The organism is Pseudomonas capeferrum (assembly GCF_013523055.1).
Taxonomy (GTDB): Bacteria; Pseudomonadota; Gammaproteobacteria; order Pseudomonadales; family Pseudomonadaceae; genus Aquipseudomonas; species Aquipseudomonas capeferrum_A.
This window is the reverse complement of the sequence record NZ_JAAMQM010000020.1, coordinates 1-22,853: the sequence shown is the minus strand read 5'-3', so window position 1 is coordinate 22,853 and position 22,853 is coordinate 1. Positions and strand designations below refer to the sequence as shown.

The following is a 22,853-nucleotide window of genomic DNA, read 5'->3' as shown; positions in this document are numbered from 1 at the left end:
GATAGCCGCGCGACTGCGCCGAAACGCCTGCCTGCAAGCCGCAGCCCGCGCTGCCTAGACAAGTCCTTATCCTGAATTTGGGCAGTGGCCAATGGCTGCGCGATGGCCTGAACCTGATCATCGGGTGTTCCGACTGGCGTGGGCACCCGCGCGCTGGCTCATAAGGCCTGCTGTGACGGCTACTGCGTGCGCTACCTCCATGACTGCGCACAGGCATATACATATCGCCAAGGTTCTTGCTGCAGAAGCGATCATCGCGGACAAAAGCTACGACAAGTGAGGCCATACGGAACAGATTGACCAAGCCGCTAAAGCCGTGATTCGAGAGAACGTAGCGCCGCGAAAAGCAGTGCAGATCTAGGTCGAGCGCGTGAGCTAAGTCGGCGCTTGGTAGGAGCGCCTTCGCCCGGCTATAGCCTTCCCGGGCGCTCGCATCACGCTTGGACAAGCTCAAGGGAAATTACGAAGTAGTGATGATGCCCTACGCCTGCCTTTTGACTCCTGTGAAATGGGAACGAACCCGACGGTGGTCAATTTCAACGCCACGAAACATTTTGAAACAAATTATCCGACCTCTCTATTTCGGCTGTCTTCCCAGTGTCTCGCATCAATCACACTTTTCAGGGGTGCTGCCCATGAAGCGCTCTATCTCGGCACTTTTCTGGAGCCATTTCCTCTGCAAGGTAAAAGCGTCCTTTTCCGGCAGGACAGTTCTCTGACGAAACGTGACTTGAGAGCATTTTCAAACAGTCTTTGCCAGTCGACCTGATTATCCTTAATATAGATTGCAATTCTGACATTAGAATTTAGCCAGCGACCCACAAGCAAGAACAAAAATAGGGAGTGGTTTTTCATGGTGTTGAACAGAACAGTCCAAGATCCAGACGAATTTAGTGCGAGTTGGAAAATACTTCTTCTCGCATTGCTAGGGATGACAACTTGCGTCACGGCCGCCTTGCTTTATGGATTCGGAGTATTGGTCGGGCCTCTGCAGGAGGCTTTTGGATGGACGCGAAGCGAAATCCACCTGGCGATAACCTGCATGTTCACCAGTACCATCCTCGCCGCCCAGTTAGTCGCCTGGCTCAATAAGCGTTATGGCATTCGTGCAGTCACCATCACTTCGTTGGTAGCCTTGTCGCTCACCTATCTGAGCGCGCTGTTGATCAACGGCTCTATCTTATCGCTGTACGCAGTGTTTACGATATTGCCGCTGGCAGGGCTCGGTACTTTGCAAGTCACCTGGACTCAAGTAGTCAACTTGTGGTTCGTGCGCAACCGCGGACTGGCGCTCGCCATTACGCTGTCTGGAACGGGCCTGGCGGCGGCTATCACACCGCCGCTGTTGAGTTGGGCCATACAGAAATGGGGCTGGCAGTCTGCATTCTTCGCACTTGCGGCGCAGTCCTTGTTCCTAACGCTGCCTATGGCAATCTGTTTACTGCGTCCCTCCCTAGCGCCAACGATTTTATCTATGTCGCGACAACGGGATGATGGTGCAAGACTTGAAGGCATGGGGTTTACCGCAGCTTTGCGCCAGCGCCGATTCTGGATATGTAACCTCGCCTTTTCGGTAGCCGTATCGGGGGTCATCGCTATGATCACCAACATCGTACCGATGCTACAGGACAAGGGCTTGACTGCATTGCAAGCCAGCAGCATTTTCGGCAGCTTTGGACTAGCGCTTATTGGCGGACGGATAATTTCCGGGTACTTGATTGATCGCTTTTGGGCCCCAGGAGTTGCTTGCATCAGCCTGTCAATGCCGGCCCTCGGCTGTCTGCTATTCCTATTCGGTTCGAGTGATACAAGCCTGTTGATTTTCGCCACGGTATTGGTCGGTTTTGGTACCGGTGCAGAATACGATATCGCTGCTTTTTTAGTGGTGCGCTATTTCGGCCTGCGCGAGTACGGCCGGCTGTTTGCCATAACGTTTGGTCTTACCACCGCTTCAGCGGCATTTTCGCCACTCTTCTTTTGGTTGCTGTTTGACACTTCAATGGGATACTCCTCCCTGCTTATTTATGGCGCGACGTGTTTTATTATCAGCGCGATAATGATTTTAGCAATGGGCAAGTATCCCTCCCGGCCCAGCCATTCTCCATCTGCCGAGGGTGAATTGTACGCCTCGTAACCTCTTATAATAAAAATTTATAGAGAAGGTCGTTATGAAATTCCTGAAACCCTCACTTCTCATGTGCGGCAGTGTTATATTGCCCTGCGCCCATGGCGACATACTTAATGACAGTACTGCCAATCTGACCGCTCGCAATTACTATATTAACCAAGATTTTCGCAGTCATGATTCGTCCCCCCGCCAAGAAGAGTGGGGGCAAGCGTTTATTCTCGACTACCAGTCCGGGTATAGCGACGGACCGGTGGGTTTTGGGGTGGATGCTTTGGGTATGTTAGGCATCCGGCTCGACTCGGGGGGCTCGGCAACCAAAGCCAACCGGACACGGACACCGGGCGCCATCTTCCCGCTTGATTCAGATAACCACGCCGAGGACGAGTTCAGCCACTTGGGGCTTACCGCAAAAGCACGCTTTGCCAAGTCTGAATTACGCTGGGGAACACTCCTGCCTCGCGTGCCTGTAGTGGCTCGAAACGACGGGCGCCTTTTACCGCAAACATTTGAAGGGGTGCAACTGACCAGCAAGGATCTAGATGGGCTGAGCCTGATTGGAGGGGTGTTCGAGCACGCTAAAGGGCGCAACTCTAGTGATAATCGCTCGCTATCTATCACTGGCGCAGGCAGGGTGAGTGGCGCTGACAAAGTGAAACGAAGCAACAAATTTTATTATGCTGGGTTTGATTACGCTCTGAATAAAAACTGGCTGGGCCAGTACTACTACGGCACGTTGAAAGATTTTTACCGACAACATTTTTTAGGGTTGATTTATACACGCCCATTACCTGTAGGCTCGCTGAAAGCTACGTTGCAATACTTCAATAGCACCGGCGACGGTAAGAATACCAGCGAGGCAGGGAGGGCCGAGGGCTATACCAGCACCGGTTACTATGACGGATTGGCCGCTGGCAAGGTGGATAATAGAACCTGGAGTTCATTGCTCTACTACCAGATCGGCGGGCACAGGTTTGGTCTCGGCTACCAAAAGTCTACCGGTAAAAGTAACATGCCTTTCCTCAATCAGGGCGACGGTGCTTCCGCTTGGCTGATGACCGGCGGACTCATATGGAACTTCACTCGGGCTGGGGAGCGTTCCCAACTGGCCCAGTATGATTATGATTTCGCTGCATCGGGGTTACCTGGGTTGAATGCCACGCTTATTTATATCAAAGGCTCCCATATTTACGCCCATGGCGCGCATCAAAAAGAATGGGCGCGTGACCTGAGGCTTACCTATGTAGTGCAAAGCGGTCCTTTGAAAAATTTTAGTGTCGGCTGGTACTATGGGGTCATTCGAGGCAATGCAACCACCGTGCTCGCTGGCGATGTCGACCACCAGCGACTGTTCATTAATTACAAAATACCGATCTTTTAAGCCCGTAGCCAATTACGACAGGCGGCTTTTTAACCATCCCATACGGTATACCCAATGTCAGATTCTGCTATGCGTTCAAACGAACAACCTTATCCCGCAGTCAGCTATGCGTGGCTGGTTATTGCGATCCTTTGGTTGGTGACGCTGTTCTCCCAGTTGGATAGGCAGTTGCCCGCATTATTAGTCAAACCCTTGAAAGATCAGTTTGCGATCAGCGATACGCAATTCAGTTTGCTGCATGGGTATGCCTTTGCCATTGCCTATACGCTGATGGGCCTGCCGTTTGGGCGCATGGTTGATCGAATCAACCGACGTAATCTGATTCTCTTTGGGGTATTTGTATGGAGCGCCATGACCCTTCTGTCAGGATTCGCTCGCAGCTATGAGGAACTCCTGCTGACGCGCATGGGGATAGGCGTCGGGGAGGCGGTACTGGCACCGGCCGCTTACTCCATCATTGCCGATTACGTGACACCGAAACGACGCGGCAGAGCGCTCAGTATCTATTATGTTTCGCTGGCTATCGGTTCTGGAGCCTCGCTGTTTCTGGGTGGATTGATTCTGCGCTGGATACCACCGGAGGGGCTGTTGATCCAGGGTCATTTGTTATCCCCTTGGCAAGCGACCTTCATTCTGGCGGGCCTACCTGGTATTCCATTACTGTTCTTGTTGCTCGCAGTGCGTGAACCTACGCGACGCGAAACGGGCACGCAGCCCAATAGCACAATGAGGGAGTTTTTCGCACACCTGTTCCGCCACCGCTGCACCTTTGCACGGCTGATGACTTACCCTGCTCTGCTGGCCGTAATAGGCTATGGCACATTGGCATGGGCACCGGCTTTCTTCGAGCGCCAGCATGGGGTGCCAGTATCGCAGTCAGGGCCCATACTCGGTCTCATCATTGCTTTCGCCGGGCTTTGCGGCACGCTGCTCAGCGGTCAGTTGAGTGACCGCTGGCTGGCGCAGGGCAAGCCAGCTGCAAGGTTTCGGGTCACCCTGGTCGCCTGGGCCTTTATTATCCCAGCCGCACTTTCCTGGCCGCTGATGCCGGACGCGAAGCTGAGTTTCCTGCTGCTGGGTTTTGCAATATTCGGCTTCAGCATTGGTCAGGCTGCGGCGCCTGCGAGTATTCAGGACATTGTGCCCAACAGCATGCGCGGGCAGGCCGTCGCGGTCTATTTGCTATTGGGGGGATTGTTGGGTATAGGGCTTGGTCCGACGTCCGTCGCTTTGGTCAACGACTACTTGTACGCCGGCGATCCCCAAGCGCTGCCCTATGCTTTGGTCACCGTCACCCTGCCAGCTGCAGTACTTGGCTTGTGGATGTCCTGGTCGGGTCTGGCATGCTATGCGCGAACCTGCGCCTCGCTGAAGGGACCACTGGCCAGCCCTGAAACGCGTTGAAAGAACAGGGATGCTGGATGCGGCAGGGCGAGCAGCCAGAGTAACGAGGAAAAATCGGCTAATCTCTCGCCATCCGGCGCCCAATGTAGTGGTCTAATGAAAACGGACACCCATTTAGGCGAGAATGCTCGCCATAGAGAGGTGTCTGATGACCAAGCAACGTCGTACCTTTACCCCTGAGTTCAAGCGAGAGGCTGCGTGCCTTTTGCTCGAAGGCTACAGCCATACCGAAGCAGCCCGTTCGCTTGGGCTGGTTGAGTCGGCCTTGCGTCGTTGGGTGAACCCGCTCCAGCAGGAACGTGGCGGTGTCACTCCGATCAGCAAAGCCCTGACTCCAGAGCAGCAAAAAATTCAGAAATTGGAAGCCCGAATCAACCGTCTGGAACGGGAAAAATCGATCTTAAAAAAGGCCACCGCGCTCTTGATGGCCGAGGAACACGAGCGTTCGCGTTAATCGATCAACTGCGGGCTCAAGAGCCTGTTGATCTGTTGTGCTCGATACTTGAAGTCCCCCGGTCTTGCTACTACGCGTACTGCCGCAAACGTCGATCTCCGGATGCCGAGCGGATGGTTTTGCGCAGCCGCGTGAACGAGCTGTTTACGCAAAGCCGAAGCGCTGCGGGCAGTCGAAGTATCATGCTGATGATGAAAGACGATGGCCTGAAAATCGGGCGATTCAAGGTAGCAAGTTGATGAGCGAGATGAACTTGATCAGCAAGCAGCCGGGTCCCATGCCTACAAAAAGGCCACAGTGGAGCGTCCCGATATCCCGGATGTGCTTGATCGAGAGTTCACCGTTGCATCCCCCAATGAGGTCTGGTGCGGTGATATTACGTACGTCTGGGCTCAGGGCCGGTGGCACTATCTGGCGGCCGTAATCGACCTTTATGCGCGCCGGGCGGTGGGTTGGGCGTTCTCACCCAAGCCCGACGCCGACCTGGTCATCAAGGCGTTGGACATGGCCTATGAGCAACGTGGCCGGCCTCAAAATGTGCTGTTTCACAGCGGCCAAGGTAGCCAATACGGAAGCCGTAGTTTCCGCTGGAGACTATGGCGATACCGCTTCAAACAGAGCATGAGCCGGCGCGGCAACTGCCATGACAACGCAGTCTGAAAACAGAATGGATACCGACGGTGGGCTACATGAGCGCTACGTTGGCGCAACAGGATATTGGTCGGTTCTTGATGCAGCGGTACAACTGGCGGCGACCGCATCAGTTCAATGAAGGCCTAGCGCCTGCGGTCGCCGAGCAAAAACTTAACGCAGTGTCCGGGATTAGTTGACCATTACAGATACGCCATCGGCGTTCGATCACCTACGCATCGGACTCCGTAATAGAGAGTATCTTTTTAAGGGAGGGTTTATCCTTTTTACGGATCCATGGTTCGCATACGAGAGGGCAAAAAGGGAGTGGATTTATCCTTTTCAGGAAGCTGATTGAAGAGTCATCGACCTTCCAATACGTCGAGAATCAGGGTAACAAGCTGATTTTTCAGGATTATTCTTTCTAAAAGGTGGTTATTTTTTTCGATACCCTGACAGCCGAATACGTCCTGGCGCTCAGGGTATCGCAGCGGGGGTTCAGCAGCCGGTGGCGACGCCGTCCGCGCGCTCCAGAGAGATCAGGTGACCGCCGGCGTCCACTACGCTGATAACGATCGCTGCGCTGCCGCGATACACTGGCCTAAAACCGTAGTCAAAAATAATACAGCGCTTGCATTGTTGCCGTCGCTTGCTGGCGATCTCTGCCATTGCCAAAGGGCCGGTCATCATCATTTCCGCTAAACCAGTCGTATCTGATTTCTGGTCGCAGCGACAAGTTACGCGTGGCTTCATAGCGCAGGCCCAGGGTAATACCATTGAATGCGCCTCGAGCTATGGATATCGGAAACAGCGCAAACCCCTGAGGGTCACTGAAGTGTTCTGCCCTGGCGGACAAAGTCAGGTCCTGGCGATACCGATAACTCAATGAACTATTGACGCCCCACCAATGCGCACCCGCAAACCCCGGCCCGGTCACTACATCGACGGTGTCTGATTTACCGTCGCCGTCCTGGCGTCCATATACAGCCTCGACGCCGAGGGACCAACGTCTATCCAGCGCAAACCAGCCATTCAGTGAATGCAGTTGCTTGAATTGGCCGCTGGATGAAATCAAACGCGAGGTAGGTGCCTGGATATCGTCGGTGTTTTTGTTCTGCTCATTGCCGACGATGAATTCATAATCTATCCAGGCTTGCATATCGGCGCTACGCCAGCGTAAGGCGCCCAGTACCGATTTGCAGTCGTTATTGTCACGCAGGTTATTCCAGCCCTGCACGATGCCCAGTTCGCCACCCAGTACGCTGGATTTGGTATCGAATATTCTCGTACCCAAAACCACTCCGCTGACCGTACCTGGCTCGGTCACGAATGCGTAGGTCTTGGTCGCGAACGCGTTGCGCGCGACCCGGATATTTGGCGGAATTTCATAGCCGATCCCTGGCCCGAAGATCCCCGCCATGATACTCACGCCGGTGCCATACGGCAGGTAGGCCGTGGCGAACAGATCCGGGAATGCATAGAATTTTTGCCGGCGCCGCTGGGCACTGGCAGCGTCCGATGCGCCCGGTTCATTGACTCCCCAATGCTCATCCCAGCCCGTGGTGCGGGCGAATTGGCCGTCACGGCCATATAACAATCCCAAGTTGAAGCCGAATGAATAATCCGTGGCCTGTGGCCCTGGCAGAGGCGTGGCGCGTGGTAAGTAGCGGCTGTTCAGCGGCTTTTCGATAAATAGATTGAAAAACGCCAGTTCGAATTTCTCATCGGCATACCCGGCCACTGGCAAGTTGGTCTGGCCACCGCTGCGCTCGCTGCGGGTGGATGTGTTGTTACGCGAATACCCTGCGTCGATCACGCCATAGACTTCTATGCCAGTGTCTTGTTTCAGTTCGGGGATCAACCAGGTAGCCAGGTCACCTTCCCCAGGTTGGGAGGGGGAGGCAGCACACAGCGTGCACGACAACATCGCGCACAGGGAGGCGAGGGACTTGCGCATGGGGCTTTGACCTTATTGTTATTTTTGTTCGAACGGGCTCGTAGCCCTCTCTTCTGTGCCCGGACGTTAAGTTCCCAGCCCCGACCAAACAAGGCCAATATGGGCGAATAGAATGTTCATGAAACACGAACAACCCTTGTTTGTATGCCGATCGAGTCGACACGGCGCAGGCCTTATCAATTGCTTTGTTCGCGTTTCGCGAACAGTCATTTCGCCGAGAATGGCCTTGTTAGCGCAGGGGGGGCACCTTACCGTTTAGCCAATCAAACACAAAAATAACAGGCTAGGACGATGAGTACTCAACCTGCATTCAAGTCAGTTTCAATCTCGCTGGCGCCTTGCACCAACGCCTCGCTCAAGCGAGTCCGCGGCCAGAACAGCCGCGTTACCCACTCTGAGGCAACCTCATGAATACCTTTATCTATCAAGGCACGCCGACGCGGGTGATTTTCGGCGCGGGCAAACTCGCCAGTCTGAGCGACGAAATCCAGCGCCTGGGCGCCCGTCGCGCACTGATCCTCACCACCCCGGAACAACAGGAACTCGGTGAGCAGGTCGCTCGCTTGCTGGGCGAGCGCAGCGCCGGGGTTTATCCCAAGGCCGTAATGCACGTGCCTCTGGAAACCGCCCAGGCCGCCCGCGAAGAGGCCGTGCGCCGCGAAGCGGATTGCTGCGTGGCGGTGGGCGGTGGTTCGACCATCGGCCTGGGCAAGGCCATCGCCATGGACAGCGACTTGCCGATCCTGGCGGTGCCGACTACCTACGCCGGCTCGGAGATGACGCCGATCTACGGCCTGACCGAAAACCGCCTGAAGAAAACCGGACGTGATCCGCGGGTGTTGCCCAAGACCGTCATCTACGATCCGCAACTGACCCTGACCCTGCCGGTCGCGCTATCGGCGTGCTCGGGCATGAACGCCATGGCCCACGCGATCGAAGCCCTGTACGCCGAAGACGCCAACCCGGTGATCTCGCTGATGGCCGAAGAGTCGATCCGCGCCCTGGCGCAGTCGCTGCCCAAAATCGTCGATGACCCGCACAACGTCGAAGCGCGCGGCCAGGCGTTGCAAGGGGCGTGGCTGGCCGGCATCTGCCTGGGTTCGGTCGGCATGGCGATCCACCACAAGCTCTGCCACACCCTGGGGGGCACCTTCAACCTGCCGCACGCTCAGGCCCACGCCATCGTTCTGCCCCACGCCGCGCACTACAACCGCGAGGCCGCCGCCGAGCCGTTGCAACGCGTGGCGCGCGCATTGGGTGGGGAGCAGGCAGACGAAGTCGGGCCACTGCTGTACGCCCTGAACCGCCGCCTCGGTATTCCCTTGGCCCTGGCCGATATCGGCTTCCCCGAGGATGGCCCAGCTGAAGCGGCGCGCATCGCCTGCGCCAGCCCTTACTACAACCCGCGGCCGTTTGAGCAGGATGCCATCGAGGCCTTGCTGACCCGCGCGTTGAAGGGACAAGCCCCGGCCTGAAGGCGTTTGCGCTGATCCACGATTGCCAGATGAGATTATAAATATGAGTAACGCTGACTTAGCTTCCGAACGCGAGATCACTGCCCGTGCCGTCAACAGCTTTGCCCATACCCCCGACGCGCGCCTGCGCTTTTTGCTGCAAAAACTGGTAGGGCATCTGCACCAGTTTGCCAGCGAAGTGGAGCTCAGCGAGGCCGAGTGGTTTCAGGCGATCCAGTTCCTCACGGCCACCGGCCAGAAGTGCGACGACGTGGTGCGTCAGGAGTTCATCCTGCTCTCCGATGTGCTGGGGCTGTCCATGCTGGTCGACGCCATCGAGCACCGCAACGGCGCCGAGGCGACCGAGAGTACGGTGTTCGGGCCGTTCTATATCGCCGGCATGCCGGATCGCGAATACGGCGAAAACATGGCGCTGATTCCCGGCAGCGCTTCGTTGATTACCGGTTATGTTCGCGATACCGCCGGCAACCCGCTGCCGGGGGCCACCCTCGATGTCTGGCAGACCGCCGAAAACGGCCAGTACTCCGGCCAGGACGTTACCCAGCCGCACGGCAACCTGCGCGGTCGCTATCACACCGATGAACAGGGGCGCTATGCAATTCGCAGCGTGGTCCCGGTCAGTTATCCGATCCCTACCGATGGCCCCGTGGGTGAGTTGCTGGAGGCGACGAGCCGGCACCCGTGGCGCCCCGCGCATTTGCATTTCATGCTCGATGCGCCAGGCCACAAGCGCCTGGTGACTCACGTGTTCAATGACGACGATCCCTATATCGATTCGGATGCGGTGTTCGGGGTCAAGGATTCCCTGCGGGTGGTCTACCAACCGCGTAGCGCCCGCGACCCACTGGCCGCGCAGTTCGATATTGGCACCGACTTCCACCTCGCGAGTTTCGACTTCGTCTTGGATGCCACGGCGTAGGAGGGCAACGCTATGACACTCGATATCGAGTCTGCCCAGCTGTTGGCGCAGTTGGCCGAAAGCGGCTTGAAGCCGTTTCACTTGATGGATCCCGTGGAGGCCCGCGCGATCATGGCGCAGCTGCGTCCCGAGGCCGAAGGGCCGGTCATGCACAGTGTCGAGGAAGTGCAATTGGGCGGGGCGCGCTTGCGGGTGCTAAGCCCCAGCGCCTCGGTCCGTGGCGCCATTCTGTACCTGCACGGCGGTGGCTGGGTGGTCGGAGGCATCGACGACTTCGATTATTTTGCTCGCCAGTTGGCGCAGCGTACCCAATGCACCGTGGTGCTGGTCGAGTACCGCCTGGCCCCGGAGTTTCCGTTTCCGGCCGCGCTCGATGATGTCGAGCGCGCCGCACAATGGCTGGTAGATCGTCGTCCCCGGCTGGCTGGCGGCACCGACGGCAAGCTCATCGTCGCCGGTGACAGCGCTGGCGGCAACCTGGCCGCGGTGTTCGCCCAGCGCGCGGCCCAGCGTGGTCAGTTGCATTGGGCATTGCAGGTATTGATCTATCCGGTCACCCAGGCCGATCTCGATGGCCCCGCTTACCTGGACCCGCAACGCCAGTTGCTGCTGTCCCGTGAAGACATGCGCTGGTTCTGGGATCACTACCTGGCCGATGCCAGCCAGCGTCAGCAGCCTGCCGCCTCGCCGCTGGCCGCCAAGGACCTGCATGGCGTGCCACCGGCAGTGGTACTGACCGCGGAGCTGGATGTGCTGCGTGACGAAGGCCAGGCCTACGCCGAGCGCCTGGCGCAGGCCGGAATCACCGTGGTCGAGCGCTGCTTCAGCGGCCAGATGCACGGCTTCGTGACCATGCCGTTCTTGCGTGCCAGCGGCGATGCGCTGGATTGGCTGGGTGACCAGATCGAACTTTGGTTACCGCCCGTTTGACCCCTTACAGACGATCAACGACTCCTGACAAAAAGAACAAGAGGTTTACCATGAGCGCTTTTAATACCACTGTGCCTTCCCTTGACTGTGACGATGAAACCCTGCGCGGCCACCTGCAGGGAGCTGATATACCGACGCTGCTGATGACGGTCGCACACCTGACTGGCGACCTCACAATCCTCAAGCCCGAATGGAAGCCCGTGGTTGCCATGGGCGTCGCGGGCAGCGGCATGACCCCCGAAACAGAAGCCCAGGTTCGCGCGTTTTGCCTGCAGCGCCTGCTGGCCTTTCGTGACAGCGGCCGGCCGGCACCGGGGCGTCCTACCAGTGATCAGCTGCACGCCTTGGGCACCTGGCTGATGGGCCCCGTCATCGAACCCTATCTGCCCCTGATCGCCGAGGAGGCGGTCACGGCCGAAGAGGATCTGCGCACCCCGCGCTGGCATAAAGACCATGTCGCCCCCAACCGGGACTTCAAGGTCGTCATCATCGGTGCGGGCGAGAGCGGCATGATCGCGGCGCTGCGCTTCAAGCAGGCCGGGGTACCGTTTGTAGTCTATGAGAAGGGCAGCGATGTCGGTGGCACCTGGCGCGAGAACACTTACCCGGGTTGCCGCGTCGATATCCACAGTTTTTTCTACAGTTTCTCCTTTGCGCGCCATATCTGGGACGACTGTTTCGCTCCGGCGCCGCAGGTGTTTGCCTACATGCAGGCGGTAGCCCGGGAAAACGGTCTGTACGAGCATATTCAGTTCAACACCGAAGTCAGCGATGCCCATTGGGACGAAGCGACTCAACGCTGGCAATTGCTGTGCCGCAACAGCGACGGCCAGATCCGCGTCGACAGCAACGTCGTGGTATTTGCCGTAGGGCAGTTGAATCGGCCGATGATTCCGGCGATCCCCGGTATCGAGCAGTTTGAAGGCCCGACTTTCCACTCGGCGCAATGGGACCACAGCGTCGACTGGAGCGGCAAGCGTGTGGGGGTGATCGGCACAGGTGCCAGTGCGACGCAGTTCATTCCACAGCTCGCCAAGACGGCTGCCGATCTCAAGGTGTTTGCGCGCACCACCAACTGGCTGCTGCCGACCCCTGATCTGCACGAGAAAAATTCCGAGAGCTGCAAGTGGTTGCTCGCCCATGTGCCCCATTACAGCCTGTGGAACCGGGTAGCCATGGCGATGCCGCAGGGTGTCGGGTTCCTCGAGGATGTGATGGTCGATGTCGATTATCCACCGACCGAAGTCGCGGTGTCTGCGCGCAACGAGCAACTGCGCCAGGACATCAGTGCCTGGATGGAACCGCAGTTCGCCGACCGCCCGGACCTGCGAGACGTGTTGGTCCCTGACTCGCCAGTGGGTGGCAAACGCATCGTGCGCGACAACGGCACCTGGATTTCGACGCTAAAGCGCGACAACGTCAGCATGATTCGCCAGCCGATCGAGGCCATCACCCCCAAGGGCATCTGCTGCGTCGACGGCACCGAGCACGAGTTCGACCTGATCGTCTATGGCACCGGGTTTCATGCCTCCAAGTTCCTCATGCCGATCAACATCACCGGCCGTGGCGGCGTCGCTTTGCACGAGGCCTGGAAGGGGGACGACGCACGGGCCTATCTGGGTATGACCGTACCTGAGTTCCCTAATATGTTCTGCATGTACGGGCCCAACACCAGCCTGGTGGTATATAGCACCATCATCCAGTTTTCGGAACTGACCGCCAAATACATCGTCGATGCGGTGCGGCTTCTGCTCGAGGGCGGGCATCAGAGCATGGAGGTCAAGGAACCGGTGTTCGAGACCTACAACCAGCGGATCGACCAGGCCAACCTCCTGCGCGCCTGGGGTTTCTCCAAGGTCAACAGCTGGTACAAGAACAGCAAGGGCCGGGTCACGCAGAACTTCCCTTTCAACGCCGTGGAGTTTTGGCATCGTACCCATGAAGTCGAGCCGACCGACTACCACCTTTCCTGACCACTGCGCTGGCGGGAACAAAGGCACAGCCTTACTATGCCAAGGCCGGCTGTGCCTGATCGACCCGATGAGGGCCGCCAATAATTACAAGAAGAGAGAGGTCATGGATCGTCTACTCATTACTGAAGCATTCGTGCGCGTGGCGCAAACCGGCAGCTTCGCCAAGGCTGCGGAGCAGTTGGGCGTCACCCGTTCCGTCATTACCCATCGCGTGCAGCAGCTCGAGACGCTCATCAACTCGCCGCTGTTCCACCGTAGCACCCGCCATGTCCGTCTCTCGGATATCGGCGAGGCGTATGTTCAGGAGTGCGCCGACATGGTCGCGGGCTTTCATGGCCTGACCGAGAAGATGCGCCATCAGCGTTCCAACCTCACGGGCCAGTTGCGCTTGCAAGTACTGCAAGGCTTTGCAATCGACCACCTGGGCCCGATGCTGGCGGAGTTCACCGCGATGTACCCCGAGATCGAGCTCGATGTGGTGGTCACCGACCGCGTGGTCGATCCGATCGAGGAAGGTTTCGACATTGCTTTCCAGATGTTCCCGCCCCATGCCGAGCGCCTGGTGGTACGCAAACTGTTCACGCTGCATCGGGTGTTCTGCGCATCACCGCAGTATCTGCGCGACCAGGGTGCTCCGGAGCATCCCGTGCACCTCAAGGATCATCGCGTTGCTTTGTTTAGTTCTTACCCGTCGCGCAATCGCTGGCAATTTACCCAGGGGGAGGAATGCGTTGATCTGACCCTGCACAGCCAGATGCGCTCAAGCTCCATCCATTTGCTGCGTGACTATGCCTTGAACGGCGCCGGCATCACTTGCCTGCCGACTCTTATCGCCAGCAATGATTTCATCAGCGGTCGGTTGGTACCGATTCTCACCGACTATCGTTTGTCGTCTTTCGATTTCGCCGCTGTGTACCCCGAAACCCAGCGGCGCGCCTTGCGGGTACGGACCTTGATCGATTTTCTGATCGAGCGTATCGGCGAGGTACCGCAGTGGGATCAAAGCCTGATCGATTGCGGGTTCCAGCTCCACTGATGCGGCAGTAGCGCTACCGTTTCCTGCTCTCTTCTAGGCACCACTAGACCGGCTCAAATAATCGCTCCCCCCAGGGGCGAGCAGCTCAGCACGACACACAAGACAAAGGTGTAAGGGCGCGCTAATCCCGTTTGCGGTCATTCGTACCGCCTTGTCCAGCCCTTAAGTCATCCGAGCACCCTGCAATGCCTCAAGGGCTTGTCCCGCAACCGCGCCAGCCGATCATCCCGCCGCTTGCGTGGCTACCTCACCCCCATCCCCAGTTCCCGGCAAACCGCCCCCAGGCCGATTGCGAATCACCGATACCCGAACACTTAGGTATAGCGCTTCATCCAAGGCCGCACGCTGAGGCATGCCGCCCGACAAGGCCTTGGGCAGAGCATCGGCAAAACCACCGAGCCCGATATTTTTATAAATGAATCGTATATTTCGCCTGGCGGAACTAATGATTTTCTAGGCGAATTGATGGTAATAAAATAATTCATAAAAAACATGCAGTTATTGAAAATAAGCATTTCTGGTTAGCGTTTTGTCTTTACATGAAAATCTAGACATGGCTATATTTTCGTTCATGCAGAGGAACTGAGTTCCGCACAGCGAAATAGCCTATTAGGCTATGAGCTGTCAGCCAAACTGTCATGTGAAAGGCGGTGTTACATCGATAACAAAAAAAGGGCCGCACCATGGAGCGCAATACCTGCATTCTTGCGCCGCATCTTCTATTGACCAGCGCGGTCATTGGATTTTCGGCACCTGCAGCAGCAGACTTTTTTGAGGGCAGCAAGGCAAGCGTCGAGCTGCGCAATTTTTACATCAATCGGGACTTTCAACAGTCCGGCGCACCTCAGTCAAAGCAGGAGGAATGGGCCCAAGGGGGACTGTTGCGCTACGCGTCTGGCTTCACTGAGGGCTCTGTCGGATTTGGGGTCGATGCCATCGGCTTGCTTGGCCTGACGCTGGACTCCAGTCAGGACCGTGCCGGCTCTGGGCTGGTTCCGCGTCGGCGCGACGGCCGTTCCGTGAGCAACAACGGTTTTTTGGGCCTGACCGCCAAGGTACGGACGTCCGGCAACGTGCTCAGACTCGGCACGTTGCACCCGCGCCTGCCGGTGGTGCAATTCAACGACACGCGTCTGTTGCCGCAGACGTTCGAGGGCATGCATTTGAATTCCCAGGCGTTCGGCAACCTTACGGTTGACATAGGCTCCCTGCGCCAGGTGACCCAGCGGGACTCGACCAACCGGGAAGACATGACGCCTTCAGTATCGAATGCCAAGGGCATACGGCTCACCAAGGGCGTCACCAGCGACGAGTTCAACTTCGCTGGTGTTGGCTACACATGGAGCGACCAGCTGAGCGCCAGCTACTTCTACGGTGCACTCGACAGTTTCTATCGCCAGCACAACTTCAGCGTGCTGCACGTGCAGCCGCTGGGCGGCGGCCAGTCGTTCAAAAGCGACCTGCGGTTTGCCCGTTCCTATAACCAGGGCAATAGCAACATCGACAACACGGCAGCGGCGGCGATGTTCACCTACAGCGTAGGCGGTCATGGTCTGGGTCTGGGCTACCAAAAAATGAGCGGAGATACCGGCTACGCCTACATCAATGGCGCTGATGCCTTTCTTCCCAACTTCGTTTCGAACAATGACTTCGCCAACCGAGAAGAGCAGTCCTGGCAAGTCCGTTACGACTTCAATCTGGCAGCCGCCGGGATTCCTGGGCTGACCTTCATGACCCGTTATATCCATGGCGATGGGATCGAACTGGGGGCGGGTAAGCCAACAGGAACGGAGTGGGAGCGCGATACCGATATCACCTATGTGTTCCAGGGCGGGCCATTGAAAAACGTCGGGGTGAAGTGGCGTAACTCTTCGTTGCGTATGAAGCACTTTGGCAGTGATCTGGACGACAACCGCCTGATCATCAGTTACACCCTGCCATTGCTGTAGTCGAGTCGGTAAGAGCCCGCAGGGCGTCCATAACAACAATGAGGTCGTAGCGGCTATGAATTCACGTTATCCATCAACTATACGCGCCTGGTTCACTGTTGGCGTGCTGATGTTGGCCTATGTTCTTTCGTTTGTGGACCGGCAGATTCTCAACCTGTTGGTGGGACCAATTCGGCATGACATGGATATCAGTGATACCCAGATGAGCCTTTTGATGGGCTTGTCTTTTGCGATCTTCTATACCATGTGCGGTATCCCCTTGGGGCGGATTGCCGACAGCAAGAGCCGACGCAATTTGTTGCTGTGCGGCGTTCTGGTCTGGAGCGGCATGACCGCTGCGTGCGGTATGGTCAAAGGCTACTGGCAGTTTCTCTTCTGCCGTATCGGCGTGGCGGCCGGTGAGGCATCGCTCGCGCCTTGCGCCTATTCGATGATATCCGACAGCTTTACGCCTGAGCGCAGGGGTACTGCCTTTAGTGTGTATTCGACGGCGATTTACCTGGGATCGGGCGTTGCCTTGCTGTTGGGTGGGGTGGCGGTGCACTTCGCCACCAGCCAGGGGGACTTGAACTTGCCGCTTCTTGGCACGGTGCGCCCGTGGCAAATGGTGTTTTTGATTCTAGGTGCCATCGGTCTGGTCTTTTCACTGTGTCTGTTGCTGCTGCGTGAACCGGCACGGCACGGGGTCGGTGCGGGCCTGGAGCTACCGTTTTCGGAGTTCGTCGATTATCTGTACAAGAACCGCCGCACCATGCTCTGCCATAATCTGGGATTTGCCTGTTTAACCTTCACTGCCTATGGCAGCAGTGCATGGATTCCTACCTTCTTTGTGCGCTCATTCGACATGACCGTGCCCGAGGTCGGTGTGATTTACGGCAGCATGATGGCGATCTGTGGTTCGCTCGGTTTGCTGGTGGGAGGTCGTCTGTGCGACTGGCTGATCAAACGCGGTCACAGGGACGCGCCGTTGCGCATTGCGATCCTGGCAGCGCTGCTGACGCTGCCGTCCAACCTGGGCTATATGGTGGAAGACAAGAACCTGGCCCTGGTACTGATGGCCTTGCACGTCTTCACCGTGAGCATGCCGTTCGGCGTCGGCCCTCTGGCTGTCCAGGAGGTCGTGCCCAGCCCGATGCGTGGGCAGGCGTCGGCGCTTTATCAGTTCGCCGTGACACTGATTGGTCTAGGGATCGGGCCGACCGCCGTGGCCTTGGGTACCGACTATGTGTTTGGCAGTGACTCAGCGTTGCGTTACTCACTGGCTGTGGTGACCGCGGTTTCTCTGATCCTGGCAGTAGTGATTCTGGCAAGTGGCTTACGTGCTTATCGCGCGAGTCTGGAGCGCCTCAAAACCTGGACGCCCACAGATCAGCGCATCGTTGTGCCCACCCCCCACGCACCACGCGCGGATGCCTGACTTCCAGCCCGTGCTTGCTGCTTGACCGAACTGGCACCCTCGTGGTGTCAGTTTTATTTCTGTCACTCAATACCGCAAGAAACCATTTGCCTTACACCAATGCTTTGGTAAAATCACCCAATTCGTTCTGCACAGCGAAACCTAGTTCCAATAAAAACAAGTATTGAGGTTCAGATGAATTCCAGCGTGAACTATGAGCATCAAGGTCGGATTGCCCTTATTACCCTGAACAACCCTCCTGTGAATGCGCTCGGTCAAGCCCAGCGCCAAGGTTTGCTCGATGCCTTGCACGAGGCGCAGAGTGATGCCCAGGTCGATGTGCTGGTGTTGCTGTGCAGCGGCCGAACCTTTATTGCCGGCGCGGACATCAAAGAGTTTGGTAAGCCGCCACAGGCACCGAGCTTGCCAGACGTCGTCAATGCTTTTGAGCAAAGTGCCAAACCCTGCGTCGCGGTAATTCATGGCATGGCGCTGGGTGGCGGTCTTGAGATGGCGCTGGGTTGCCACTACCGCATTGCCCACCGCGATGCCCAGGTCGGTCTGCCGGAAGTCAAGCTCGGCCTGCTGCCAGGGGCGGGGGGAACGCAACGGTTGCCGCGCCTGGCAGGGATAGGAAAGGCGCTGGACATGATTGTCTCCGGCGCGCCCATCGATGCCCTGCAAGCCTTGGAATCCCATATCATCGACGAATTGTTTGAAGGCGATCCGCGAGCGGCCGGAGTCGCGTTTGCCCAGCGGATGCTGGACGAATCCTTGGGGGTGCGGCGCACTGGCGACCAGACCGCCGCGCTCGATAGCGTCGATAACAGCGCGCTGATCGCGGCCAAGCGCGCCGAAGTGGCCAAGCGCATGCCTGGTTTCTTTTCTCCACCGCGTTGCGTTGCGGCGGTTGAAGCGGCGGTCTGTCTTCCCTTGGCTGAAGGCTTGCAGCGTGAGCGAGCGTTGTTCCAGGAGTGTCTGGGTTCTGAACAACGCGCGGCGCTGGTACACGCGTTCTTTGCCGAGCGTCAATGCGCTCGCATCGAAGACGTGCCCAAGGAAACCCCGGTGCGGGCCATCAAGCGGGTTGGTGTGGTGGGTGGCGGCACCATGGGCGTTGGCATCGCGCTGAGCTTTGTCAGTGCCGGCATTCCAGTAACACTGCTGGAGATCAATGAACAAGCCCTGCAACGGGCGCTACAACATGCGCGGGAAACCTGCGCTGCCAGCGTCGAACGTGGCAGCTTGAGCGCCGAGCTGATGGGACAACGTCTGGCGCTGCTGCACGGCGGACTGGATTACAACGAGCTGGCCGAGGCAGATTTGGTCATTGAGGCGGTGTTCGAGAGCCTGGAGGCCAAACGTGAGGTATTCGAGCGGCTGGATCAGGTCTGCAAGCCCGGGGCGATCCTGGCCAGCAACACCTCGTCACTGGACCTGGACGTCATCGCCGCATTCACCGCGCGGCCCCAGGACGTGGTCGGACTGCACTTTTTCAGTCCGGCCAACGTCATGCGGTTGCTGGAAGTGGTGCGCGGCCGGGACACCAGTTTAGAAGTGTTGGCGACCGTGATGCGCCTGAGTAAAACCCTCGGCAAGGTCGCGGTGGTGGTGGGCGTCTGTGATGGTTTCGTCGGCAATCGGATGATCTTCCAGTATGGCCGTGAGGCCGAATTCCTGTTGGAGGAGGGCGCCACACCAGAGCAGGTGGATGCCGCCCTTCGCCGCTTTGGCCTGGCCATGGGGCCTAACGCCATGCGCGACCTTTCGGGACTGGACATCGGCTGGAGCATCCGCAAGCGGCAGCGCGAGACTCTGCCTTCGCACTATCCACTGCCCGGCGTACTCGACAAACTCTGCGAGGCCGGCATGCTCGGACAAAAGACGGGCAGGGGCTTCTATCGCTATGCGCCTGGCTCGCGCCGCCCTGAGCCGAACCCGGCGTTGATGCCGTTGTTGGAGGCGGTATCCCGTGAGAAAGGCATAACGCGCGATGACCTCAGTGATCAATACATCGTCGAGCGCTGCATCTTCGCGCTGATCAACGAGGGCGCAAAGATCCTTGAAGAAGGCATCGTGCGGCGCAGCAGCGATATCGACGTGATCTACCTGCATGGCTATGGCTTTGCCGCCTGGCGCGGCGGCCCGATGTTCTATGCCGACAGCCTGGGACTGGACAAGGTGCTGGCCCGTATTCGCGAGTTCCACCAACGCTTTGGCGCCTGGTGGGAACCGGCGCCGCTGCTGGTAAAACTGGCCGCCCAAGGTGGGCGCTTCGCTGACTGGAAACCCGCTTCATAACGGCCCGCTTCACGGTCTTTCATTGGCTTGGAGAAATACAATGGACATTCATTTTACGGCTGAAGAATTGGCGTTTCGCGATGAGGTCAGGGCTTTCCTGGAGAGCAAGTTGCCCCAGGACCTGGCCGAAAAGGTACGCCTTGGCAAGCACTTGTCCAAAGCCGACCACCTGCGCTGGCAGGCGATCCAGAATGAAAAGGGCTGGTATGCGACCCACTGGCCCGTGGCATTCGGCGGCACCGGCTGGGGACCGGTACAAAAACATATCTACGAAGAGGAATGTGCGCGGATGGGGGCACCGCGCACTATTCCGTTCGGGGTCAGCATGGTCGCTCCCGTATTGATCAAATTCGGCACGCCCCAGCAACAGGATCATTACCTGCCGCGTATTCTCGACGGCACGGACTGGTGGTGCCAGGGCTACTCCGAACCCGGTGCCGGGTCCGACCTGGCTTCACTGAAAACCCGGGCGGTGCGCGACGGCGATCATTACATCGTCAATGGCCAGAAGACCTGGACCACCCTGGGCCAGCACGCCAACATGATCTTCTGCCTGGTGCGCACCGATCCGCAGGCGCAGAAGCAACGGGGTATTTCTTTTCTGCTGATCGACATGAGCAGCCCCGGCATCAGCGTGCGCCCGATCATCACCCTCGATGGCGAGCATGAAGTCAACGAGGTGTTCTTCGACAGCGTGCAAGTTCCGGTCGAGAATCTGGTCGGCGAGGAAAACCACGGTTGGACCTGCGCCAAATACCTGCTCACCTACGAGCGTACCGGGTTGGCGGGCATCGGTCCGTCCAAGGCGGCGCTGGCGCACCTCAAGCGCATCGCTGGCCGGCAGATGAGCGAAGGCAAGCCCCTGATCGAAGATCCGCTGTTCCGGGCCCAGGTCGCGGAGGTGGAAATGCAGCTCATGGCCACTGAGATGAGCACCTTGCGCATCCTGGCGGCGGCCAAGGAGGGCGGTGTACCCGGCGCCGAAAGCTCGATCCTCAAGGTCAAGGGCACTGAGATTCGCCAAGCCATCAGTCATCTGCTGCGCAAGGTGATCGGACCCTATGCCTTGCCGTTTCTGCAGGAAGAAATGGACCTGGACTATCCGGGCCAAGCGCTGCACACCGACTACAGTGCTGCGTTGGCCGGTCAGTATTTCAACCTGCGCAAGCTGTCGATCTTTGGCGGCTCCAACGAAATTCAGAAAAACATCGTCTCGAAGACGATTCTCGAACTGTAAGGGGGTTCTGAACATGGATTTCAAACTGACCGAAGAGCAGCAAATGTTGCAAGACACCGCGGCTCGTCTGGTACGTGACGCCTACAGCTTCGAGGCACGCGAGCAGTATGCGAGTGGTGAAGAAGGTTTCAGTCGCACCTTCTGGCAACAGCTCGGCGAACTGGGGCTGACCGCTGTTCCATTCCCGCAAGAGCTGGGCGGCTTTGGAGGCGGGGGCGTCGATACAATGTTGCTGATGACCGAACTGGGCCGAGGCCTGTGCCTGGAACCCTACCTGCAATCGGTGATCTACGCGGGCGGGTTGATCATGCAACTCGGTAGCCCGGCGCAGCAGCAAGACCTGCTGCCACGGGTGGCCAGTGGGCAATTGCTGCTCGCTACTGCTTTTCAGGAGCCTCAGAGCCACTACCACTTGAACGATGTCCAGACCCGCGCCGACCAGGACCCACAAGGCTGGACGCTGACAGGCAAGAAATCCGTGGTGGTCGGCGGGCATCAGGCAGGGTTGATTCTGGTCAGTGCCCGGGTCAGTGGCGACAGTCGCGACGATCTGGGGATTGGCCTGTTCCTGGTCGACCCGCAAGCCGCTGGCGTCGAGCGTCGCACCTATCAGACCGTGGATGGCCGCAAGGGCTGCGACCTGTATCTGGACAAGGTACGGGTGTCCGCCGCCGATGTACTTGGCGAGCCGGCGCAGGTTTATTCGGCGCTGCGTTACCAGCAAGGACGGGCGATTGCCGCGCAGTGCGCTGAAGCGCTGGGCAGCATGGAGGAGGCCTGTCGCCTGACCCTGGATTATCTGAAAACCCGTCAGCAGTTCGGCGTGGCAATTGGTCAGTTCCAAGTGTTGCAGCACCGCATGGTGGACATGCGCACCGAGTTGGAGCAGGCCACCAGCATGGCGATCCTGGCCGCGTACTGCGCCGACCAGGCTGACAGCGACGAGCGCAGCCGGACCCTGGCGGCCGCCAAGTTCATCGTCACCCGTGCAGCGCGCAATATCGCCGAACAGGCGATCCAGCTGCATGGCGGGATTGGCATGACCAAGGAATATGCCCTGGCACACCATGCCAAGCGCCTGGTGATGCTCAGCCATGAATTTGGTGACGACGATCATCACCTGAAGGCCTATTCAGCTCTGCTCGATGTGGCCTGAACCCATTTTGTAAACAAAGAACAAAGGTGAGGACGGTGGCCACAAGACGCTGCCCCTCACAGCGGTTTCATTGCTTTAACTGTGGAGGTAATGCATGAAGGTCCTCGTCGCTATCAAGCGCGTGGTCGACTACAACGTCAAGGTTCGCGTCAAGGCGGACAACTCCGGCGTCGACCTTGCCAACGTAAAGATGTCCATGAACCCTTTCTGCGAGATCGCGGTGGAAGAAGCCGTACGCCTGAAGGAAAAGGGCGTGGCGACCGAGATCGTCGCGGTGACCATTGGCCCGGCGACCGCCCAGGAACAACTGCGCACCGCTCTGGCCCTGGGGGCCGACCGTGCCGTGCTGGTCGAGTCGGCTGAAGAACTCAACTCCCTGGCCGTGGCCAAGCTGCTCAAGGCCGTGGTCGACAAGGAGCAGCCGCAGCTGGTGATCCTTGGCAAGCAGGCCATCGACAGTGACAACAACCAGACCGGCCAGATGCTGGCCGCGCTGACCGGCCATGCCCAGGGCACCTTCGCCTCCAAGG

Annotated in this window: 15 protein-coding genes and 2 pseudogenes; 16 read left to right on the top strand and 1 reads right to left on the bottom strand. The window is 58.2% G+C overall.

Annotated elements, in window-relative coordinates; genetic code table 11:
* Positions 1-7: 7 nt before the first annotated feature.
* The 5 genes and pseudogenes from G7009_RS27865 to G7009_RS21005 all read left to right on the top strand — a co-directional run.
* A pseudogene (locus G7009_RS27865) lies at positions 8-198 on the top strand (AAA family ATPase); the annotation flags it as partial.
* Between the two features lie 655 nt (positions 199-853).
* On the top strand, positions 854-2,134 hold the full coding sequence (locus tag G7009_RS21020) for an MFS transporter (RefSeq protein ID WP_181132021.1): 1,281 nt from the start codon (positions 854-856) through the stop codon (positions 2,132-2,134).
* A 34-nt stretch (positions 2,135-2,168) separates the two neighbouring features.
* The gene (locus tag G7009_RS21015) at positions 2,169-3,506 is read left to right on the top strand and encodes an OprD family porin (protein WP_181132020.1); all 1,338 of its coding nucleotides are present in this window, start codon (positions 2,169-2,171) and stop codon (positions 3,504-3,506) included.
* A 69-nt stretch (positions 3,507-3,575) separates the two neighbouring features.
* Positions 3,576-4,910, top strand: a complete 1,335-nt coding sequence (locus tag G7009_RS21010) for a spinster family MFS transporter (protein WP_219856714.1) — start codon at positions 3,576-3,578, stop codon at positions 4,908-4,910.
* 148 nt (positions 4,911-5,058) lie between these two features.
* A pseudogene (locus tag G7009_RS21005) lies at positions 5,059-6,194 on the top strand (IS3 family transposase).
* 413 nt (positions 6,195-6,607) lie between these two features.
* Here G7009_RS21005 and G7009_RS21000 read toward each other — a convergent pair.
* Positions 6,608-7,951: an outer membrane beta-barrel protein gene (locus G7009_RS21000; RefSeq protein WP_181132018.1), complete on the bottom strand. Its 1,344-nt coding sequence runs from the start codon at positions 7,949-7,951 to the stop codon at positions 6,608-6,610.
* Between the two features lie 407 nt (positions 7,952-8,358).
* Between G7009_RS21000 and G7009_RS20995 the strand changes: the two genes are divergently transcribed.
* From G7009_RS20995 to G7009_RS20945, 11 genes are all read left to right on the top strand, one after another.
* Positions 8,359-9,426 (top strand): maleylacetate reductase, encoded by a 1,068-nt coding sequence (locus G7009_RS20995; RefSeq protein ID WP_181132017.1) that lies wholly within the window; start codon positions 8,359-8,361, stop codon positions 9,424-9,426.
* A gap of 43 nt (positions 9,427-9,469) precedes the next feature.
* Positions 9,470-10,345 (top strand): dioxygenase family protein, encoded by an 876-nt coding sequence (locus G7009_RS20990; RefSeq protein ID WP_181132016.1) that lies wholly within the window; start codon positions 9,470-9,472, stop codon positions 10,343-10,345.
* A 12-nt stretch (positions 10,346-10,357) separates the two neighbouring features.
* Positions 10,358-11,275, top strand: coding sequence for an alpha/beta hydrolase (locus G7009_RS20985; RefSeq protein WP_181132015.1), 918 nt, complete (start codon positions 10,358-10,360; stop codon positions 11,273-11,275).
* A 50-nt stretch (positions 11,276-11,325) separates the two neighbouring features.
* Positions 11,326-13,248: a flavin-containing monooxygenase gene (locus G7009_RS20980; protein ID WP_181132014.1), complete on the top strand. Its 1,923-nt coding sequence runs from the start codon at positions 11,326-11,328 to the stop codon at positions 13,246-13,248.
* Positions 13,249-13,351: 103 nt separating this feature from the next.
* Positions 13,352-14,284 carry a LysR family transcriptional regulator gene (locus G7009_RS20975; protein WP_181132013.1) on the top strand — a complete coding sequence of 311 codons (933 nt, stop codon included), beginning with the start codon at positions 13,352-13,354 and terminating at the stop codon, positions 14,282-14,284.
* Positions 14,285-14,967: 683 nt separating this feature from the next.
* Entirely contained in the window at positions 14,968-16,233 is a 1,266-nt protein-coding gene (locus G7009_RS20970; protein WP_181132012.1) for an OprD family porin, read from the top strand.
* A gap of 55 nt (positions 16,234-16,288) precedes the next feature.
* Positions 16,289-17,650 (top strand): spinster family MFS transporter, encoded by a 1,362-nt coding sequence (locus tag G7009_RS20965; RefSeq protein WP_181132011.1) that lies wholly within the window; start codon positions 16,289-16,291, stop codon positions 17,648-17,650.
* Positions 17,651-17,824: 174 nt separating this feature from the next.
* Positions 17,825-19,930: a 3-hydroxyacyl-CoA dehydrogenase NAD-binding domain-containing protein gene (locus G7009_RS20960; protein WP_181132010.1), complete on the top strand. Its 2,106-nt coding sequence runs from the start codon at positions 17,825-17,827 to the stop codon at positions 19,928-19,930.
* Between the two features lie 40 nt (positions 19,931-19,970).
* The gene (locus G7009_RS20955; RefSeq protein ID WP_181132009.1) at positions 19,971-21,167 is read left to right on the top strand and encodes an acyl-CoA dehydrogenase family protein; all 1,197 of its coding nucleotides are present in this window, start codon (positions 19,971-19,973) and stop codon (positions 21,165-21,167) included.
* A 13-nt stretch (positions 21,168-21,180) separates the two neighbouring features.
* The gene (locus tag G7009_RS20950) at positions 21,181-22,323 is read left to right on the top strand and encodes an acyl-CoA dehydrogenase family protein (RefSeq protein WP_181132008.1); all 1,143 of its coding nucleotides are present in this window, start codon (positions 21,181-21,183) and stop codon (positions 22,321-22,323) included.
* Positions 22,324-22,417: 94 nt separating this feature from the next.
* The coding region (locus G7009_RS20945) for an electron transfer flavoprotein subunit beta/FixA family protein (protein WP_181132007.1) at positions 22,418-22,853 on the top strand (436 nt) is incomplete at its 3' end.

What these genes read in the sequence shown, in the direction of transcription:
- G7009_RS20980 (WP_181132014.1), top strand. Translation starts at nt 11,326, where the DNA reads ATGAGCGCTTTTAATACCACTGTGCCTTCCCTTGACTGTGACGATGAA.
- G7009_RS21020 (WP_181132021.1), top strand. Translation starts at nt 854, where the DNA reads ATGGTGTTGAACAGAACAGTCCAAGATCCAGACGAATTTAGTGCGAGT.
- G7009_RS20975 (WP_181132013.1), top strand. Translation starts at nt 13,352, where the DNA reads ATGGATCGTCTACTCATTACTGAAGCATTCGTGCGCGTGGCGCAAACC.
- G7009_RS20990 (WP_181132016.1), top strand. Translation starts at nt 9,470, where the DNA reads ATGAGTAACGCTGACTTAGCTTCCGAACGCGAGATCACTGCCCGTGCC.
- G7009_RS21015 (WP_181132020.1), top strand. Translation starts at nt 2,169, where the DNA reads ATGAAATTCCTGAAACCCTCACTTCTCATGTGCGGCAGTGTTATATTG.
- G7009_RS20955 (WP_181132009.1), top strand. Translation starts at nt 19,971, where the DNA reads ATGGACATTCATTTTACGGCTGAAGAATTGGCGTTTCGCGATGAGGTC.
- G7009_RS20985 (WP_181132015.1), top strand. Translation starts at nt 10,358, where the DNA reads ATGACACTCGATATCGAGTCTGCCCAGCTGTTGGCGCAGTTGGCCGAA.
- G7009_RS21010 (WP_219856714.1), top strand. Translation starts at nt 3,576, where the DNA reads ATGCGTTCAAACGAACAACCTTATCCCGCAGTCAGCTATGCGTGGCTG.
- G7009_RS20970 (WP_181132012.1), top strand. Translation starts at nt 14,968, where the DNA reads ATGGAGCGCAATACCTGCATTCTTGCGCCGCATCTTCTATTGACCAGC.
- G7009_RS20960 (WP_181132010.1), top strand. Translation starts at nt 17,825, where the DNA reads ATGAATTCCAGCGTGAACTATGAGCATCAAGGTCGGATTGCCCTTATT.
- G7009_RS21000 (WP_181132018.1), bottom strand. Translation starts at nt 7,951, where the DNA reads ATGCGCAAGTCCCTCGCCTCCCTGTGCGCGATGTTGTCGTGCACGCTG.
- G7009_RS20995 (WP_181132017.1), top strand. Translation starts at nt 8,359, where the DNA reads ATGAATACCTTTATCTATCAAGGCACGCCGACGCGGGTGATTTTCGGC.
- G7009_RS20950 (WP_181132008.1), top strand. Translation starts at nt 21,181, where the DNA reads ATGGATTTCAAACTGACCGAAGAGCAGCAAATGTTGCAAGACACCGCG.
- G7009_RS20965 (WP_181132011.1), top strand. Translation starts at nt 16,289, where the DNA reads ATGAATTCACGTTATCCATCAACTATACGCGCCTGGTTCACTGTTGGC.